Raw genomic sequence first — 17399 nt, 5'->3', positions numbered from 1 at the left:
GTTTTGCGGATTGTTGCAGGGGGGTTATTGGGCTGGCGGGGTGGCGGGTTCGAAGAAAGCGGAGGGGTCGGGAAATTCGCATCCTTCTAATATTAAAGTTTTTCCGTCTGCCGTTTCTAGCAGTGGTTCAAGAAACTGATCTTTAAGAGTTATATCGTCTCGAAACTGGCTATAATATGGAATCCAAATATTCAAGATATTCTCATCCTTACCAGCTACTGATAGTCTTACTTTTTCTGCGTAAGTAAGGTTTATGTAGTTACGCCTAGAAAATCGAATGTCGGTTTGAGCTATTTTTTCAATGCTTTTTGATGATTTGCAATTTTTAAGAGTACTCTTAACTTTTTGAATATAGGCTTGCTCACTTATAGGTTTTTCATCTTTGTTCCGTGGTTTCATTGGCGTAAGAAATTCGGATTTTTCAATAAATTTGGGCTTTTTGTTAGATTTATTCTGAGGTGCTTTATGCTCGGTCGATAATTTTTCTAGAAATGTTAACTCTGCTCCCCCTTCCGCAAAAATTCCAGCGACGGCTGGTCCGCCAGAATAAAAGTTCCCTTCTTTTTCAAACAAAACAAGCAAAGGTTCTTGGTTGGGTCTGAATTCGTACCCGCATGCGGATGAACCCGCATGGTAGGTAATTTCAAAAATATTGGGAGGATTTCCTTTGAATCTTTCTCTCGTTTGAATGATCGCTTTAAATTCCTGATCTTTGAATAGTTTTAGAATTCTTCCTCTTAAAATGTAATGTGCTTTTTGAAAGATTTCCTTTGCCTGCTCTTCAGCTCTTTTTCTTAACACCGGGTCTTTTATGGCCAGTGTTAATGGGCCGCCAATGTCATAACTGCACCCCCACGCGTGCGGCGCAGCGAGGGTCAGGGCGGCGAGGAGGAGCAGGACCAATCTCATGCGCTCAGTTTAGCCGCACAGGCGGGCGGCGGGGAAGACAATTTGTCAAAGCGGCGGTTTTATATCAAACACAACGATCACGGCGAACATGACGCGGCCCGATCTTATATTGTCATTCCTGCGAAAGCAGGAATCCGGTTCTTAGGCTTTTCACGCCCCTCTCCCTTAATCCCTCTCCCCGTGGACGGGAGAGGGAAAGGGCGCATAAATCGCTGTCTCTTGCTGTGTTCTCTGACATTTTTCTTACTGGATCCCCGCTTTCGCGGGGATGCTTTAGAGGGGATATTTCAAACCGTTCCCGCATTCCCGCGAAGGCGGGAATCCAGACCTGTTTTTTCACAGATTCCAGCCTTCGCTGCAATGACAACGAGCGTGTAACAACCGACACAGAACGCTTCGCGTCTTTGAGTCTTCGCGATTCAGACGCTCCACGCCGCACCCTTGGCCTTTCATCGCTAAGCCGCAAAGCGTTCTGCGCCCACCGTTGTGTCTGCGCTTATAAGCCGGAGACTCTCTTATATCTGCTTTTTACTTTTCGCGATCCCCGCTTTCGCGGGGATGACAAGGGGAGGCGGGGAGAACAAGGAGAGGCGGAGATGACAAGGGGAGGCAGCGATCAGAAGGTATGAAGTGCTGATTGGGGCACTCAGTCTTCACTCCAGTTTCCAGTCCTTCACGAGGTGGCAGCTTTTTTTATAGCCTGCACCGAAGAATTCCGCGAGTTCGGGGCGGCACTGAAAGGCGATGAGGTGGGCGCCGGAACATTTGCCGAGGCTGTAGAAGCGCGAACCGTCGCGGGCCAGAGGGCCGAGGAGGATGGCGCCGTCCGACGGGGCGGTGAAGAGCGCCTCCTCGAAGCGTTCGCGCTCGGGATTTTTACTGTCGCCGATGCCCACCAGTTTAGGCGTTTCGATAGGGGACGGGTAGCGGATGGCGATGTAAGCCTGTTCCTTCTGCGCCTTGTCCCAATCGGCCTGCGCTCTTTTTCCCATATAGAGCCAGCAATCCCGAGCGATACGATCGAGACGCGCGGTCAGGTCTGCGTTCGCCTCGGCGGGCAGATCGAAGGGCTTGCCGTCTTTATAGAGTTCCATCGTGGCCGCCTGCGCGGGCGCAGGCGATGCGGCCTGCTGGTAGGTTCCGGCCAGAACGGCTTTTCTGTCCTCGTCGGTCATATAATCGCCGCAATGCTGGGCGAGAACCCGATCGCCGTTGAATTCGCGGATCATAAAGAAGGTCAGGTTTTTGACATTCTCCGGCACGATGCCGCAGCTTGTGCCCGTGTCGGCGTAAAAAGTCACGGTTTTGGTTTCCGGTGGGCCTTTATAGAGCTTCTGCACGTTTACGGTGATGCGTGAAAAGTTGGGGTTTTGTGCGAGGGGCAGCACCTGGCCTGCGCTATCGGGTTGAGTGGCCGTCACGGGTTCGACGCTCTCCACCTTGCCCTCGAAAATATAGCGGGCTTCCGCGATATTGTTTTTGCTGGCTTCGGGGGTGAAGGCGTCCGGCATACATGAACACGCGAATGCAGGTTGCGTGAGGATCAGGGCGGCGAGGAGGAGCAGGATGAATCTCATGCTATTTCTTCTTTCTTTCGGCCTTGCGCTGGCGGTAGGTGGCGGCCCAGCCCTTGCGGACCTCTTCCTTGGCGCGGGAAAGAGAGAGCGCGTCGGCGGGAACATTCTGCGTGATCGTCGAACCGGCGGCAATAAACGCGCCATCGTCGATGATCAGCGGGGCGATGAGGTTGACGTTTGATCCGACCATCACGCCCTTGCCGATGATCGTGGTGTGCTTTTCAAAGCCGTCGTAATTGACGGTGATCGCGCCGCAACCGAAATTCACATCCTCGCCCATCTCGCAATCACCAACATAGCCCAGATGGCTGACCTTGCTGCGGTCGCCGATGGTGGACTTCTTGATCTCAACGAAATTGCCGATGCGGACGTTATCCCCCAGAACCGTGCCAGGACGCAGGCGGGCGAAGGGGCCGACGGTGGTCTTGCTGCCGATCTTCGCGCCCTCAAGGTGCGAAAAGGCCCGGATGCGCGAGCCTTCGCCCACTTCCACGCCGGGGCCGAAATAGACGTTCGGCTCCACAACCACGCCCTCCTCCAAAATCGTATCGAAGTGGAAGAAGACGCTTTCGGGGTCTTGCAACGTCACGCCGCGTTCAAGAAAATGCTCGCGCATCCGTTTTTGCGCGATCCGTTCGAGGGCGGCGAGATCGGCGCGGGTATTGCAGCCGCGTACTTCGTCGGCATCGAAAGTGATCTGCACGCGGGTTTTGTAGCCATCGCGGGCGGCGATTTCGGGCAGGTCGGTGATGTAATATTCCTTCTGCGCGTTGCGGTTGGTGAGGCTGCCGAGCCAGCGCTCAAGGCGCTTGCCGTCCATGCAGAAGGCGCCGGTATTGATCAGGCGGACCATTTTTTCCGGCAGGGTGGCGTCCTTCTCTTCGCGGATGGCGGCGACATTACCCTCCACATCCAGCAGCAGGCGGCCATAACCCGTGGGGTTGGACAGTTCGGTTCCGAGAACGGCGATGCCGGTATCGGAGGATTGCTGGCGCGCCTGTATCAGGTTCCAGAGGGTTTGCGGGGAGATCATCGGCGTATCGCCCAGCAGAACGAGAACGTCCCCGTTGAATTTCTGCAGAAGATTCATCGCGCATTTGAGGGCGCTGCCCGTACCGTCCTGCTGCGGCTGAAGAACCGCCTCGCACGGGTGGACGGCCTCCACCAGATCCTCCATGCCCGGGCCAACGACGACGATCGTGCGCTCAGGCTCCAGATGGCGGACGCTTTCGAGCAGCCATTTGATCATGGGCCAGCCGAGAAGCTCGTTCATCACCTTCGGCTTTTTGGATTTCATCCGTACGCCGCGTCCGGCAGCCAGAATTACGCAGGCGAGGGGTCGTTTGGTCATGGTTTCCCCGGTCATCCCTTGAAAAGAGTTTTCTCAGTCCTTTTTCTGCGTGAGAACCAGATTCCCGCGCTCGAAATAGGTGAGATGCATGAAGAGCGTACCATAAGCGGTCTTGACGCGTACACGCACCGGAACGGCAATGTTGTTGTTTTCCCCGATCATGGCGAACCACACGGTTGGCATGGTTCCTCGTTCGCGCCCCTGCTCCTGGATCGAGAGCCAGCCGCGGGGCTTTTTGTGCCATTCACCGCCGCGGGGCGTGACCTCGACGACGCATTCCACGGCGGGGCCGCTGTAAGCATTGTAGCGGGTCGGCTTGATCATGACGTAACGCTGATGCTGGAAAGCCATGCCATAGCGGCGCTTGCCGTCATAGATCTCCGAATAGCCGTCGCACTTCTTGCCGCGGGCCAGTTCCTCCATCATCACCAGCGTGGCGCTGAGGACGTCCGTGGTCTGGTCGGTCAGCTTTTTGTCAGGCGTTTCCTTCTTCGGTTTTTTCGTCGTGTAGCTGGTCATCAGATCGATGAAGGAGCCGTCCTTGCCGTAACGGTAGGTTTTGACCTCCCGCTCTTTTTTCCAGGAGGCAATGGATTCATGCATCTCGGGTTGGCGCTTGCCGCCTTGCATCATCCATCCCTTTGACTCAAAAGTGCCTTCCCACGGGACCATGCTGGCGAGGAAGCCCTGCGTGGCCGCGCCGAAGATCATGCGGTAGTAATTTTTTTCGCGCAGGTCGATCTGCATCTCGGCGGAGACCGCGTCCACACCGCTGGCATAGACTTCGTACTTCATGCGCTGCACGTCGGGGGATTTGGCCTGTTGCGCTTGGGCCGATGCGGATGGCGACACCAGAGCCAGAGCGGTTAAAGCCCTAAGTCCAAAGGCCCGGAGTCTGAACGAGGGTTCCGCCCAATCCTTCCTTGAAGGTCTTGACGCCCTTGGATTGCGTTTCGTTAATGCCGCCCAGATCGAAATCATCTATTGCCCTCTCCTTTAATACTCTCAATGCTTCCCACAGCAAGAGATGGTGCGCGCAACGCTCACGTCCGGCCTGTGTCGTCCAGCCTGCCTGATAGGTCGCGCTTTTCCCGTGACACATGATTAATACACCTGCCAGCGGCTCCCCGTCCAGACTTGCACAGCCGATATATGCACTTTTTCTCTTCAAAAAGGCTTGAGTCAGAACCGACAGGGTGCGCGGGGACGGCCCGTCATACTTCTTTTCCGCCTTATCCTGCCTATATCCGGCGACAAACCAGGGCAGAAGCTTGCCCTGCCCGTCCCCTACGAGTTCAATCCCCTGATTTTCCGCCTTTTTCAGGGCGCCGCGCCAATTTTTGGCCGTTTTGGCGCGAAGCCTCTCCATAGAAGGCCGGAGATCAAGCCAAAGGGTCCGGTAGGGGGCCGAGGCTCTTTTAAACCCTCTCTCTTCCAAAATCTTAGTGTTAGGAGGGATGTCTTCACATTCGGGAATGAAGCGCATCTTTCGGCCGAATTTTTTTGGATAATCCCGTCTGAGCGCCTCTAAAAACGCTTCAAAATGTTCCGGTCTGCCCTTGTTTTCAAGCCAGAGCGGTCCGCGGTCGAGATGGGCACCCAGAATCCTGTTGTTAAACAACCCTGCTTCCAGAATTTGAACGATCCCGGCCTGCTCACCATCCAGCAGGATGACCGCCTGCCGCAGGCGCTGGTTGTTCAGGCGGGCCATCGCCTGCCCGTAGGCCGAACTCTGCAACAGGTTTGATCGCGGGATGCGGTTGAAAATCTTCTCCCCTTCCGGCGTTACGCCGGAACTCCAGATCAGGCGGCAGGATGAAGCCTCAGACAAGGTAACCGAATGTGCCTTTTTTTCTTGCATGATGCTTGATTTTGCAGGTCCGGCATGGTCAATTCAATCGGATTACGCCCATCATTCACAGGAAGGTTGCCGCCATGTCCGCTCTTCATGCTCATTTGCAGACCACAATCGATCAAGCATGGGACGACCGCGCCAATATCGGACCCGATACGGGCGGGAAGATTCAGGAAGCCGTCGAGGAGGTGCTTTCCCTGCTGGACAGCGGCTCAGTGCGGGTTGCCCAGAAAAATGACGGCGCGTGGGTCGTCAATCAGTGGCTGAAAAAAGCCGTACTTCTCTCCTTCCGGTTGAACGCCACCAAGCTGATTTCCGGCGGCGCGGGCGGCGGGCACTGGTACGACAAGGTGGACAGCAAATTCAAGAACTGGGGCGAGAAAGAATTCAAGGCGGCGGGTTTCCGTGCCGTGCCGGATTGCGTTGTGCGCCGCTCGGCCTATGTTGCGCCCGGGGCCGTTTTGATGCCCAGCTTTCTGAATGTCGGCGCCTACGTCGATTCCGGCACGATGATCGACACATGGTCCACGGTCGGCTCCTGCGCCCAGATCGGGAAGGACTGTCATATTTCCGGCGGCGTCGGGATCGGCGGCGTTCTGGAGCCTCTGCAGGCCGAGCCGGTTATCATCGAGGACAACGTCTTTATCGGCGCCCGCTCCGAAGTGGCCGAGGGTGTGATCGTCGAACAGGGCGCGGTGCTGTCCATGGGCGTCTTCATCGGCGCCTCGACCAAAATCGTGGACCGCGCCACCGGCAAGGTTCATATGGGCCGCGTTCCGGCCTATTCCGTTGTGATCCCCGGAACCCTTCCGGGGAAGCCTCTTCCGGACGGCAGCCCCGGACCCGGTCTTGCCTGCGCGGTGATTGTCAAGCAGGTGGATGAAAAAACCCGCAGTAAGACGGCGGTAAACGATCTGCTCAGAGACTAGATAACCTCTTGATTTGCAATTATTTTATTGCATTGCACAACGTTTTTCTGGATAATAATATTTCAATGTGATATCCATTCTCAGCCTCGAGCGAGAACGGGTTTATTTTAGGTTGTTTATTTTATGAATTTAAATGTTCCTGACTGGCAGAGTCTGCCTGCGTTTTTCCGGCGCGTAGCAAGCGGCGATTTGTTTCGGTGGCGTGACACCTTTGCCGAATACCTGACCAGCACGGGCCGTTATAATTCCGAAGATGACGTCATTAAGAATTTTATGCCTCTCGTAAAAGATTTACGCGGCTGGCTGCACGCCAAACATTATAGTTTTGCCGAAGCCCTGCTCGACTTTACCCTTGATCGCAAAATCGGCCTTGTCCGCAAAGACGGTAAAACGCCGAGTTCTCTGCACGAAATCACCCAGGCCATCTGGTTCATCAGCTGTATTGAGGACGGGCTTCATGTCGATGACCCTGAGGGCATCCTCGCCGTGATTTTCTCCCATGACCTGGGTGAAGATTTCGGCGTCATCCCAGAAGATCTCTCACGGTATCTCCGTAACGAAAAGGGGTTTATGGATAGCTCAGCGATAGACGAATTCCTTGAAAATTTTGATGTTATTTCCAAAAGATATGGAAAAACGGGTACGCCACGCTACAAAAACGATTACGAATATTATCTGGCCATTCAGAAGATGCGAAACGCGTCCGTTGCCAAGATGATTGACCGCGCCCATAACATCATGACCTTGATCGGCGTGAAGGAAAACGAAGGCCCGGAAGATAAAATGAGGATGACTTTTTATGTTGCCAAAACTCTTCAGCTCCAAAGCGATTATGTGCGCGATGCTTCTCTGGCCTTTCCCTCTCAGGCGGAAATCTATAAGGCTCTTGAATTTGTTATCCAGCAGGAATCACAGGTCTGCCGTTATTATATCGTCGATACGGGTAAGAAGATCACGGATGATAACGATCTGCGAAGCGAAATGCCGGATAAAGGCTTTAAGAAGCTTCCGAAAGGTTTTCATCCGTTGATCTTCGCCGCCGAGCGCATCCGGCACACCTATCCCGAAACTCATCTGGCTAAAACTCCGGCAAAAGACGCAGATATTGACCGCGGAATAATTTCTGGTTCCGGCGGCTCAAAAGGTTCCGGTTCAGGGTCTGGCGACTCAGCAGGCGGAGCCGCCGGTTCCCGAACCGGCACTGATGACATTCCCGACTTTAACCGTTAAGCTACCCGTGCATGAGTTATGACGTCCTTTCTCTCGCGCAGGGTCTGATCCGCTGCCCGTCCGTGACCCCCGAAGATGCGGGGGCGCAGGCTTTTCTGGCTCAAAAGCTTTCCGCTGTCGGTTTTTCCTGTTCGCATTTACAGTTCGAAGACGTACCGAACCTGTTCGCCCGCTACGGCACAGGGGGCAAGCATCTGTGCTTTGCCGGACATACCGATGTCGTGCCGACGGGGCCGGAGCAAAAATGGACCCACACCCCGTTCGGCGCTGAAGTCCATAACGGCATTCTCTACGGACGCGGAGCCGCCGATATGAAAGGCGCTGTAGCCGCCTTCGCCGCCGCCGCCGTTTCATTTATCGAGCGGAAGAAACATTTCGACGGGAGCATCAGCCTGCTTATAACCGGAGATGAAGAGGGGCCGGCTGTCAACGGCACGGTGCGGGTTCTGGAATGGATGAAGGAACACGGGCATCTCCCCGATGTTGCGCTGGTGGGCGAACCCACTAATCCCGATACGCTGGGACAGGAAATCAAAATCGGGCGGCGCGGCTCGCTTTCGGGAACTTTAAGAGTTGCCGGAAAACAGGGCCATGTGGCCTACCCGCATCTGGCGCATAATCCGCTGCCTCCGCTGATCAAAATGCTGGATGCGCTCAGCGATCACGTATTCGACAAAGGTTCGGCCTATTTTCCGCAAACCAATCTGGAGGTCACGACGATCGATGTGGGTAATCCCGCCAGCAATGTGATCCCCTCCGAAGGCAGGGCCACGTTCAATATCCGGTTTAACGACCGCTGGAGTTCGGAAACCATCAGTCAAAAAATCGTCGATATCCTCGACAAGGTCAAACACCCCTATGAACTGGAGCTGTCCTGCGGGGCGGAGAGTTTTATCACCCGGCCGGGAGACTGGTCGGCGCTTGTCTTAAAAGCCGTTCAGGATATTACCGGGAAAAAGGCCGAATACACGACCAACGGCGGCACGTCGGATGCGCGGTTTATCGTGAATTACTGCCCGGTCGTCGAGTTCGGCGCGATCAACGCCAGCATCCACCAGATCGACGAACACGCTTCCGTCAAAGACCTTGAAGACCTTACCCGGATTTATGAGCGGATTTTGATGCTTTATTTTTTTTGAGCGATTGCGAAGTCCATAACTTTGGCCGCCATTTTTGAATCGATCGTGAAGATCGGCTTCGTGCGCTTTTGACTAAATGATAAAGCCTCTACAGGGACTGCGACCAAGGTTTTTCTTACAGGTCCAAAATTCACCTCGGTTAAAACCGCTTCTACTCGCATAGCGTCCTCTGAAAAGAGTATATCTACGATTTCTCCGAAACTATCCCCTTTAAGAGTGATTACATCCTGCTTGTAGAGGGCCTTAGCCGAAAGAATTTTTCCTTCGGGGCTTTGTGGCGGTTTATTGGGCATCTCTATAAATATTTTTTTTACGTCATCCCCGGAAAAGCCAATTTTATAGCCCTTTTGTGCGCCCTCAAGTTTCATATCCTGTGCGTTTAAATAGGCATTCCCCATGGAAAGCCTCCCCAAAACGGCCATTACTCCCAAAACCTCTCCCCCTTCTGCTATGATAATGTCCTTTATTTCCCCTATCGCCCGGTCTTCGTTGTCGCTGACTTGTCCGGCGAAAAGCTTTCTTGACTCGGTCAAAAACGCCTTGGTCGAATTGAATTCCTTCATCTTCTCTTCAAAGGTCAACCCTTCGGTACTCTTCCTTTCTTCCTCCTCGTTTTTCTGATCTGATGCATCCAAACTGGACTCGGATTCAGATTCTTGCGGAGTCGCCGTGTAGCTTACCGCGAAAGCCGGGCCGGATAAAAAAGAGATAAAACCAAGTGCCGCTGCGCAGAGAAGAAGATGTTTCATGGGGTTCATCCTGTTTTGGGGTGGTTCTTCATTCATATCGGATCGGCCAGTAAAAAACAATTCCCGACTCATTTGTTTTTCATAATTTTATATTCTGCGATCAGGATCACCGGCTCCTTCCACGGGTGCGCGGGCCTTACTCTTTCCTCAATAAAACGTTCGAGCAGGTTGGTATCCTTCGGCAGGGAACATTCAAATTTCACGCACGGCACCCTTTCGATCTTGCCCTGCACGCTCTCACGGCTCTGCTCGGTCCCCCGCTCCGACCACCAGCAGACATGATCGTAATTTCCAAGAAAGGCTGGAATTTTCGGGCTGACGGCTTTAACAAAACTCTCAAGCGCCTCTTCGGGTACAAAAACCGTCAGGCGATAGGTGTCCAGCCATTTCATGCTCAATACTCCACACGCATGAGATAAAGCCCGTAAGCGGGGGCCGTGGGTCCGCCTTTCGTTCGATCTCTGGTGTCCAAAGCCTTCTTGACGTCTTGCGGCTTCCATTTCCCTTCGCCGACCAAAGAGAGCGTTCCTGCGATATTACGCACCATGTGGTGAAGAAAGGAGCGGGCCTTCAATTCAAAAAAAATTTCCCGTCCGCCGCAAGAGTCATACTCACGATCCGTGATCTCGATTTTATCGAGGGTTTTCTCGGGGGAGGCCGCCTGACACTCCGCATCGCGGAAGGTGGAAAAATCGTGATGGCCAATCAGAAGCTTTGCGCCTTCGCGCATGGCGGCGACATCGAGCGGCTTTTTGATATTCCAGGCCAAGTCCCGATCCAGCGCCAACGGCGGATAACGGTTAATGATGCGATAGCGGTAGGTCTTGCTTTTCGCGTGGTAGCGCGCCTCGAAATCCGGCGCAACGGGCTCGGCCTGCAGGATGCTGACCGCCTGCGGGCGCAGAAGCGCGTTGATCGCCTTGGCCACCTCGAAGGGTTCCATCTTCTTTGAGAACTCCTCCAAATCGACGTGCGCGACCTGCCCCCTTGCATGGACGCCCGCGTCGGTGCGGCCCGCGACATGAAGGGTCACGCTCTGGCCGCTGAAGGCTTTGATCGCCTGCTCGATAGCGTTCTGGACGGTCGGGATGCCCTCCTCCTGCCGCTGCCAGCCGGAAAATCCGCTGCCGTCATATTCAATCGTGAATTTCCAGCGCGTGGGCATCGGCGGCCTTATTTAAAAACCTTCGACTGATCGCCGATATAACCGCCATTGAGGGCGGAGATAAAGTCCATCGCCTGCTTGCCGTCGGGCTGGAGTTTTTGGATTTTGAGGACGGTGCCCTTACCGCAGGAAACATCGCCGAGGCGGTCGATGATGGTTCCCGGCTTTTCTTTCGTCGTCTGCTTCGTCTTGTGGGCGGAGATAATTTTAAATCTCCGCTCGCCACATTCCGTCCATGTCCCCGGCCACGGATTGAGGGCGCGGATCTGGCGGTCGATGGATGCCGCATCCTTCTGCCAGTCGATTTTTCCGTCTTCCTTTTTCAGAAGATGAGCGTATGTCGCCTTGGCGTTATCCTGAGGCGTTGATTTCAATTCGCCCTCCTTCGCCAGTTTATTCAGAACCTTTACAATCAGCTCTCCGCCCATTTTGGCGAGAGAGTCCTGGAGGGACGCGACCGTCATGTCGTCTTTGAGCGGGATAGAGGTGTGGTCGATCATCGGGCCGGTATCCAGCCCCTCGTCCATCTGCATGATCGTAATACCGCTATATTTATCGCCCTCCCAGATGGCGCGTTGAATCGGCGATGCGCCGCGCCAGCGCGGCAGAAGCGAGGCGTGGATATTCAGGCAGCCATATTTTGGTGTCTGCAATATTTCCTTAGGCAGGATCAAACCGTAAGCGGCGACCACGGCGATATCCAGTTGATGCGCGGCGAATTCCTTCTGGATGTCCGCCTTCTTGAGGCTGACGGGCGTGTAGACGGGGATGCCGCGTTCCTCCGCGAAGGCGTGGACGGGGGAGGGCTGGATTTTATTTCCTCTTCCCTTCGGGCGCGGCGGCTGGGAATAGACGCAGGCGACTTTGTGATGGCTGTTCACAATCGCCTCAAGGGCGGGAACGGCGAAAGCGGGCGTTCCCATGAAGGCGAGCCGCAGGGGTTTGTCCATCACAGAACCTGCTGCTTTTTCATTTTCTCGACCTTGCGGAGCATCATGTTGCGCTTGAGGCGGGAAAGATAATCCACGAACAGAACGCCGTTCAGGTGGTCGATTTCGTGCTGGACGCAATGGGAGAGCAGGCCTTCGGCGGTCAGTTCCGCCTCCTTGCCGTGGTAGTCGATATATTTGACGCGCACCTGCGCGGGGCGCTCGACTTCGGCGTATTGCTGCGGGATCGAGAGGCAGCCCTCTTCCAGAACGCTGATTTCCTCGGATTCCCAGATCACTTCCGGGTTGGCCATGAAGATCGGCACCTGATTACTTTTGCCGGTTTCCTTTTCCTCGCGCTTGCTGAGGTCCATCACCAGCACGCGGTTGAGAAGCCCCACCTGATTGGCAGCAAGGCCGATGCCCGGCGCGTCGTACATGGTCTGGAGCATCCGGTCCATCTGTTTGCGGATGGCGTCGTCCATGCGGCTGACGGGCTGCGCGGTTTCGCGCAGGACCGGGTCGGGGACCGTGATGATTTCATAGGTTTTGATCGTGGTCATGGGGAAAAGACGTATCGGTTTTTGCCTTTAAGGTCAAGAATTCGCGGGGAAAAGGCCGGAATAGAAGGCGTTACGCCCGCTTCTTTTCCGGCTCGTCCTCGGCGGCGAGGGTCAGGTGGCGGATATTGTCGTCCTGCGGCTCGAAGGCGGGCAGTTCGGCGCCGTGGGTCTGGCGCTGCAGGTCTTTAAACTTGCGGGCGGCGGGCAGGACGTTGCGTTCCAGGGAGCCGACCGCGAAGTTATAACCCTCCAGCGCGTTTTTCAGTCCTTTGCCGATTTTCTCCATATGGCCGGAGAAGGTCACGAGGCGCTTATAGAGATCAAGACCGCGCTCGGAAATCTCCTGCGCGTTCTGGGCCAGTTCGACCTGCCGCCAGCTCAGCGAGACAACCCGCAGCAGGGACATCAGGAGAGTCGGGGAGGCGATGATGACGTCCTTCTGCGCGGCGTATTCAACAAGGGAGGGATCAGCGCGCAGAGCCATGGAATAGAGATGCTCGGAGGGCAGGAACATGACGGTGAAATCCGGGCTTTCGATATTCTCCCAATAGGTTTTACCGCCCAGCGCCTTGACGTGTTCGCGCACCTGACGGGCGAGGTTATGCATGACGGCTTGCGTTTCCTCCGCGCTCAGATCTTCGGAGAGGCGCTGGACGAATTCGTTGATGGGCGCCTTGGCATCCACGATGATGTTGAATCCGTCCTGCATCCGAATGACGGCATCGGGCCGCTGGCGTCCCGTTTCGGAATGGATTGTGACCTGCGTTTCGTAATGGACTCCCTTGATCAGGCCGGATTTATCCAGAACCCCTTCGAGGATGAATTCGCCCCAGAGTCCCTGCGCGGACGGGTCGCGCAATGCGCCGACCAGCTTCGCGGTTTCGCGGCCCAGGTTTTTGAGGTCTTCGCGCAGGGCGAGGTCCGTGCCCTTGACCTGCTCGATCGCGCCGGAGAGCGCCTTGAGGTGTTCTTGCACCGGATTGATGAGTTCGGCGATGGCCTTCTGACGTTTTTCGAGATCGTGGGCGCTTTCGGTCTGCTGGGCGCCGAGGCGTTCGCGGGCGAGTTGCAGGAATTGTTCGTTGCTGGTCATCAGCGCATCCTGCGCGGCGACGCGGAACCGCTGGTCGAGGATTTCCCCGGCCTGCTGCAGGGCGTCCTTCTGCGCCTCCAACTGCGCCTCTGCGGAAATGGCGCGGGCTAGAAGTTTCTGGCGCGAGAGAAGCGCGAACAGGCTGGCGATCACAAGTCCGAGGCCGAAGCCACCGACCGCCATCCCGATTTCGGGATGCGCGTTCATTATTTCCTGCAGGCGGGCGATCTGTTGCGCGAAGGAGTCCATGGTGTCCGTTTGATTTAATTGTCTATCGGTCCGGGAGAGAGATTCGATTCCCTGCCCCCATCCTACACAAGCTTTGCGAAAAAGGAAACAAAGAGTGAACGTTTGTTGTGGATAATCTTCCGTTATCCGGCATAACCCGCAATCACAGCCCGGAGATCGGGGATTCCCGTTCCCTTTTCCGCGCTGGTCAGGGAAATTCCGGGAAAGGCGGCGGCGCGCTTGCTCAGGGCGGCCAGAGTTTCCTGCGCTGTTGTCTCGCGTTCCTGATCCTTGATCTTGTCGATCTTGGTCAGGACAACGCGGTAAGACACGGCGGCCTCATCGAGCATATCCATCAACTCCCCGTCGCTGTCCTTCAGGCCGTGGCGGGCATCGACCAGCACGAACACGCAGCGTAAATTCGCGCGGCCGCGCAGATATTTAAAAATCAGTTTCGTCCAGTCCGCGATCTGGGTTTTCGACACCTTGGCATAACCGTAACCCGGCATATCGACGAGGTTCAGCGCATCGCCGAGGTTGAAGAAATTGAGCTGCTGTGTGCGGCCCGGTGTGTTTGACGTGCGGGCGAGTGTCTTGCGTCCGGTCAGAGCGTTCACAAGGGAGGATTTACCGACGTTCGAACGGCCGGCGAAGGCCACTTCGGGTCGGTCCGTCTCCGGCAACTGCTCCAATCCCGCGACGCCGAGCATGAAGTCGCAGGGGCCGGAAAAGAGAATCCGCGCCGCCTCGATCTGCTGGTCGGTGAATGGCTGCTGCATATATCTGATGCCTTATCTTTGGGTAGCCGCTATTTCTTCTTTTTCTTTTTCGGCCTGGGCGGTTTCAGTGAAACCACGTTCGATCCGCCTTCGTCGCCGGGTCCGGGCAGAACCGAGGGCGTTTCGTTTTCCTCACCGAACAGCGCTTGTTCTGCGTCCTGCTCCGCCATGTCGATCAAGGGATGGGCCTCCGGGCCTTCCTCGACTTTCTTTTCCAGTTCCTTCTCGGCCTCGTCCTTGCTGAACAGATGGATCGGCACGCCGACTGACTTCATAATGTAGGCCTGCTGCATCGCCGAGAGGAGGCCGCTGAACGTCCAGTACACAACGAGACCTGAAGCAAACTGCGCCATGATGTAAGTGATGATGAAGGGAAAGTAATTCCGCATATCGCGCTGGATGGGATCCTGCGGCGGCGGGGTCAGGCGTTTCTGGATCAGCATGACACCGAGCATCAGGCACGGCCAGACACCAATCATCAGGGCATGCGGCGGTGTCCAGGGGATCAAGCCGAAAAGGTTAAAGACCGAGGTTGGATCAGGGGCGGAGAGATCCTGAATCCAGCCGAAGAAGGGCGCATGACGTAATTCTATTGAAACCAATATGATTTTATACAGCGCAAAGAAAATCGGAATCTGGACCAAAGCGGGCAGACAGCCCGAAAGCGGGTTGACGCCGTTTTTGCGGTAAAGCTCAACGATCTCTTGCTGCATCCGCTCCTTGTCGTTGCCGAATTTATCGCGTATTTCGACGATCTGGGGTTGGACCACGCGCATCTTGGCAAAGGAGTGAAAGGTTGTCTTCGTCAAGGGAAAAACGGCCGTGCGAAGGAGTATCGTCAGGAGGACGATCCCGACGCCCATATTGCCCGCCCACAGGCCAAGGAAATGCAGCGCCCAGTAGAACGGGTAGGTGAAGAACCAGAACCAGCCGAAATCCACGGCCAAGTCGAAGTTTGCGACCTTAAACTCCGCTTCATATTGCTCCAATGCCGAAAGCTTTTTTGTTCCCAGATAGAGATTGAAATCGCTGCCCAAGGTCTGCCCCGCGCCGATAGTCTTGGGACTTCCCGTAAAATCCGTCTGATAGCGATTCATCTCCGGGTGGATCGGGTCGGGTGTTAACAGGAAACGGTACTTGACGTTCAGCGCCTGCGTGGGCACCAGCGCGGTGTGCCAGTACTTATCGGTGATGCCGATCCAGCCGGTTTCAGCCTCCCGCGTGATTTTACGTTCCTTGAGCATATGCGCGTAATCCGCGTGGACCAGTTCCCCGCCGACAAAGGCGATCGGCCCTTCGTAGGCCGTCCAGCGCCCGGTAAAATCCTTCGGGATGCCAATCTGAGCGATCAATGCATATGGCAGGACGGAGAGCGGCGCTTGCGTGTTATTGGTGATTTTTTGTTCGATCTTAATGCCGTAGGTCTCATCAAGCGTGATGTGCTTTTCGAACACAGCCCCTTGACTGTTGTCCCACGAGAGAACCAAAGCCTGCCCGGGTGTAAGCTTGCCGCCGGACTTGACGGCCCAGAGCGTTTCCGCATCCGGCAGCTTGAGGTTTTTATCCTCAGAGACCCAGCCATAGTCAATATAGCGCGCCCCTTCGGTCTGGTCCGGGGAGAGCAAAATGACCTTGTCCTTTTTTTCAAGGGTCTGGAAGTAATCCTTGAGTTTGACGTCGTCGATCCGCCCGCCCTTAAGCTGCAGGGAGCCGATCAGATGATCGTTTTCGAAAATCACGCGCTCGGACAGGGTTTTGTCAATCGCATCCTGCCGCTCGATCAAAGTCACAGGCTGCATGACTTCAGGTGCGTTGACGATCAATTCGGCTTTGGCTTTCTTCGCCTTCTCCAATTTTTCCATCTGGGGACGGGTGATATAATTATCCCAAACAAACCAGAGCATCAGGGACAAAACCGCAAAAAGAACGAGATTGCGGAAATCTTCCGGGTGCATTTGTTCTTTGTTGTTCATCGGAAAAGCTCGTCCCTGTAGGTGTTATTCGATTTCGATCCGTCCGCTCCGGGTCGGGCCTTGGCGTTTATAGCGCAAGAGAGAGCGGAGTGTAAACCGTTCGGGAACTGGATCGCTCCAATCCGCGTTCGACCAGGGGTGACAGCGAAGCAGGCGCAGGAGAGTCAGTAATAGCCCTTTGAGCGTTCCGTGCCGCTCCAGAGCTTGGTGGGCATAGCACGAGCAGGTCGGCTCAAAGCGGCAGTTGCGCCCAATAAGAGGCGACACCGCGAGGGCATAAATACGGATCAGACACTGAAAAAAACGGGTTAATGCCCGGTCCATCGCTGAGCGCTCATTCTTCCTTGATGTAGCCTGTTTTTTGCAGGCACCACTTTAAATCATTCTGCAGCAAATGATAGGGGCGGGTTGCGGTCTGCTCCCGCCCGATCAGCACATAATCCACCCCTGTTCGGGCATAAAGTGGCAGGATGTCAGCGGCGACCGCCCGCAGACGGCGCTTGATGCGGTTGCGGCCTACGGCGGATTTGTCCGTTTTTTTTGTAACCGTGTAGCCGATCCGTGTAATGCCGAGGTCGTTATTGCAAATCTGCAGGATCAGACCATGCGACACCCACTTCCGGCCCGCTCTCATTTTCAGAAATTCGTTACGTTTTTTGAGGGTCTTTAAGGATTTGAGTTGTTCTCTGGTCGCGTGCATGAGGGCGAGCCTCCGTTCAAGGCCCGCGCCCTTGATTAAGCGCTCAGGCGCTTGCGGCCCTTGGAGCGGCGGCGGGCCAGAACGATCCGGCCGTTCTTCGTGGCCATGCGTGAGCGGAAGCCATGGCGGCGCTTGCGGACGATGCGGCTGGGCTGGAATGTTCTTTTCATATTTTCACCTTCAAACTATTGGCCCACTTTTCAGGGGCGGAATCTCTGTCTTTTCTTAAA

At 55.3% G+C, this 17399-nt stretch carries 19 protein-coding genes; 3 read left to right on the top strand and 16 right to left on the bottom strand.

From position 1 onward, the window contains the following. Positions 1-24 precede the first annotated feature (24 nt). From IPN28_02690 to IPN28_02670, 5 genes are all read right to left on the bottom strand, one after another. A complete protein-coding gene (locus tag IPN28_02690; GenBank protein QQS57748.1) occupies positions 25-909 on the bottom strand; it encodes a hypothetical protein in 885 nt (294 codons plus the stop codon). 653 nt (positions 910-1562) lie between these two features. Next, positions 1563-2486 (bottom strand): hypothetical protein, encoded by a 924-nt coding sequence (locus tag IPN28_02685; GenBank protein ID QQS57747.1) that lies wholly within the window; start codon positions 2484-2486, stop codon positions 1563-1565. 1 nt (position 2487) lies between these two features. After that, entirely contained in the window at positions 2488-3852 is a 1365-nt protein-coding gene (glmU, locus tag IPN28_02680) for a bifunctional UDP-N-acetylglucosamine diphosphorylase/glucosamine-1-phosphate N-acetyltransferase GlmU (protein QQS57746.1), read from the bottom strand. An 18-nt stretch (positions 3853-3870) separates the two neighbouring features. Beyond that, complete coding sequence (locus IPN28_02675) at positions 3871-4689, bottom strand: DUF3108 domain-containing protein (GenBank protein QQS57745.1); 819 nt, start codon at positions 4687-4689, stop codon at positions 3871-3873. 22 nt (positions 4690-4711) lie between these two features. Continuing rightward, positions 4712-5698 carry a GNAT family N-acetyltransferase gene (locus IPN28_02670; protein ID QQS57744.1) on the bottom strand — a complete coding sequence of 329 codons (987 nt, stop codon included), beginning with the start codon at positions 5696-5698 and terminating at the stop codon, positions 4712-4714. Positions 5699-5772: 74 nt separating this feature from the next. On the opposite strand from IPN28_02670, the gene dapD reads away from it, so the two are divergent. The 3 genes from dapD to dapE all read left to right on the top strand — a co-directional run bounded on the left by dapD (position 5773) and on the right by dapE (position 8990). Further along, positions 5773-6621, top strand: coding sequence for a 2,3,4,5-tetrahydropyridine-2,6-dicarboxylate N-succinyltransferase (gene dapD / locus IPN28_02665; GenBank protein QQS57743.1), 849 nt, complete (start codon positions 5773-5775; stop codon positions 6619-6621). A gap of 123 nt (positions 6622-6744) precedes the next feature. Then, positions 6745-7851 carry a hypothetical protein gene (locus tag IPN28_02660; protein QQS57742.1) on the top strand — a complete coding sequence of 369 codons (1107 nt, stop codon included), beginning with the start codon at positions 6745-6747 and terminating at the stop codon, positions 7849-7851. Positions 7852-7862: 11 nt separating this feature from the next. After that, positions 7863-8990, top strand: coding sequence for a succinyl-diaminopimelate desuccinylase (gene dapE / locus IPN28_02655; protein QQS57741.1), 1128 nt, complete (start codon positions 7863-7865; stop codon positions 8988-8990). On the opposite strand, the gene IPN28_02650 is transcribed toward dapE, so the two are convergent. From IPN28_02650 to rpmH, 11 genes are all read right to left on the bottom strand, one after another. Next, on the bottom strand, positions 8978-9739 hold the full coding sequence (locus IPN28_02650; GenBank protein ID QQS57740.1) for a hypothetical protein: 762 nt from the start codon (positions 9737-9739) through the stop codon (positions 8978-8980). The two genes, dapE and IPN28_02650, sit on opposite strands and share 13 nt — an antisense overlap. Before the next feature lie 68 nt (positions 9740-9807). Beyond that, positions 9808-10131 carry a hypothetical protein gene (locus tag IPN28_02645; GenBank protein ID QQS57739.1) on the bottom strand — a complete coding sequence of 108 codons (324 nt, stop codon included), beginning with the start codon at positions 10129-10131 and terminating at the stop codon, positions 9808-9810. A 2-nt stretch (positions 10132-10133) separates the two neighbouring features. Beyond that, positions 10134-10904 carry a tRNA pseudouridine(38-40) synthase TruA gene (gene truA / locus IPN28_02640; protein ID QQS57738.1) on the bottom strand — a complete coding sequence of 257 codons (771 nt, stop codon included), beginning with the start codon at positions 10902-10904 and terminating at the stop codon, positions 10134-10136. Between the two features lie 8 nt (positions 10905-10912). Beyond that, positions 10913-11854, bottom strand: coding sequence for a methionyl-tRNA formyltransferase (locus tag IPN28_02635; GenBank protein ID QQS58514.1), 942 nt, complete (start codon positions 11852-11854; stop codon positions 10913-10915). Continuing rightward, positions 11854-12396, bottom strand: coding sequence for a peptide deformylase (locus IPN28_02630; GenBank protein ID QQS57737.1), 543 nt, complete (start codon positions 12394-12396; stop codon positions 11854-11856). The genes IPN28_02635 and IPN28_02630 overlap by 1 nt, the downstream gene beginning before the upstream one ends. A 70-nt stretch (positions 12397-12466) precedes the next feature. Further along, the gene (locus tag IPN28_02625) at positions 12467-13738 is read right to left on the bottom strand and encodes a DNA recombination protein RmuC (protein QQS57736.1); all 1272 of its coding nucleotides are present in this window, start codon (positions 13736-13738) and stop codon (positions 12467-12469) included. 122 nt (positions 13739-13860) lie between these two features. Then, positions 13861-14496, bottom strand: a complete 636-nt coding sequence (locus tag IPN28_02620; GenBank protein QQS57735.1) for a YihA family ribosome biogenesis GTP-binding protein — start codon at positions 14494-14496, stop codon at positions 13861-13863. Positions 14497-14525: 29 nt separating this feature from the next. After that, positions 14526-16469: a membrane protein insertase YidC gene (gene yidC / locus IPN28_02615; protein ID QQS57734.1), complete on the bottom strand. Its 1944-nt coding sequence runs from the start codon at positions 16467-16469 to the stop codon at positions 14526-14528. A gap of 24 nt (positions 16470-16493) precedes the next feature. After that, positions 16494-16793, bottom strand: a complete 300-nt coding sequence (gene yidD / locus IPN28_02610) for a membrane protein insertion efficiency factor YidD (protein ID QQS57733.1) — start codon at positions 16791-16793, stop codon at positions 16494-16496. 10 nt (positions 16794-16803) lie between these two features. Beyond that, positions 16804-17169: a ribonuclease P protein component gene (gene rnpA, locus IPN28_02605; GenBank protein QQS57732.1), complete on the bottom strand. Its 366-nt coding sequence runs from the start codon at positions 17167-17169 to the stop codon at positions 16804-16806. A gap of 35 nt (positions 17170-17204) precedes the next feature. After that, positions 17205-17339, bottom strand: a complete 135-nt coding sequence (gene rpmH, locus IPN28_02600; protein QQS57731.1) for a 50S ribosomal protein L34 — start codon at positions 17337-17339, stop codon at positions 17205-17207. Positions 17340-17399: the final 60 nt, after the last annotated feature.

It is taken from the genome of Alphaproteobacteria bacterium, assembly GCA_016699735.1.
Lineage (GTDB): Bacteria > Pseudomonadota > Alphaproteobacteria > Micavibrionales > Micavibrionaceae > JAGNKE01.
This window is presented reverse-complemented; position numbering and strand designations above follow the sequence as displayed.

What these genes read in the sequence shown, in the direction of transcription:
- IPN28_02690 (QQS57748.1), bottom strand. Translation starts at nt 909, where the DNA reads ATGAGATTGGTCCTGCTCCTCCTCGCCGCCCTGACCCTCGCTGCGCCG.
- IPN28_02685 (QQS57747.1), bottom strand. Translation starts at nt 2,486, where the DNA reads ATGAGATTCATCCTGCTCCTCCTCGCCGCCCTGATCCTCACGCAACCT.
- glmU (QQS57746.1), bottom strand. Translation starts at nt 3,852, where the DNA reads ATGACCGGGGAAACCATGACCAAACGACCCCTCGCCTGCGTAATTCTG.
- IPN28_02670 (QQS57744.1), bottom strand. Translation starts at nt 5,698, where the DNA reads ATGCAAGAAAAAAAGGCACATTCGGTTACCTTGTCTGAGGCTTCATCC.
- dapD (QQS57743.1), top strand. Translation starts at nt 5,773, where the DNA reads ATGTCCGCTCTTCATGCTCATTTGCAGACCACAATCGATCAAGCATGG.
- IPN28_02660 (QQS57742.1), top strand. Translation starts at nt 6,745, where the DNA reads ATGAATTTAAATGTTCCTGACTGGCAGAGTCTGCCTGCGTTTTTCCGG.
- dapE (QQS57741.1), top strand. Translation starts at nt 7,863, where the DNA reads ATGAGTTATGACGTCCTTTCTCTCGCGCAGGGTCTGATCCGCTGCCCG.
- IPN28_02650 (QQS57740.1), bottom strand. Translation starts at nt 9,739, where the DNA reads ATGAAACATCTTCTTCTCTGCGCAGCGGCACTTGGTTTTATCTCTTTT.
- IPN28_02645 (QQS57739.1), bottom strand. Translation starts at nt 10,131, where the DNA reads ATGAAATGGCTGGACACCTATCGCCTGACGGTTTTTGTACCCGAAGAG.
- truA (QQS57738.1), bottom strand. Translation starts at nt 10,904, where the DNA reads ATGCCCACGCGCTGGAAATTCACGATTGAATATGACGGCAGCGGATTT.
- IPN28_02635 (QQS58514.1), bottom strand. Translation starts at nt 11,854, where the DNA reads ATGGACAAACCCCTGCGGCTCGCCTTCATGGGAACGCCCGCTTTCGCC.
- IPN28_02630 (QQS57737.1), bottom strand. Translation starts at nt 12,396, where the DNA reads ATGACCACGATCAAAACCTATGAAATCATCACGGTCCCCGACCCGGTC.
- IPN28_02625 (QQS57736.1), bottom strand. Translation starts at nt 13,738, where the DNA reads ATGGACTCCTTCGCGCAACAGATCGCCCGCCTGCAGGAAATAATGAAC.
- IPN28_02620 (QQS57735.1), bottom strand. Translation starts at nt 14,496, where the DNA reads ATGCAGCAGCCATTCACCGACCAGCAGATCGAGGCGGCGCGGATTCTC.
- yidC (QQS57734.1), bottom strand. Translation starts at nt 16,469, where the DNA reads ATGAACAACAAAGAACAAATGCACCCGGAAGATTTCCGCAATCTCGTT.
- yidD (QQS57733.1), bottom strand. Translation starts at nt 16,793, where the DNA reads ATGGACCGGGCATTAACCCGTTTTTTTCAGTGTCTGATCCGTATTTAT.
- rnpA (QQS57732.1), bottom strand. Translation starts at nt 17,169, where the DNA reads ATGCACGCGACCAGAGAACAACTCAAATCCTTAAAGACCCTCAAAAAA.
- rpmH (QQS57731.1), bottom strand. Translation starts at nt 17,339, where the DNA reads ATGAAAAGAACATTCCAGCCCAGCCGCATCGTCCGCAAGCGCCGCCAT.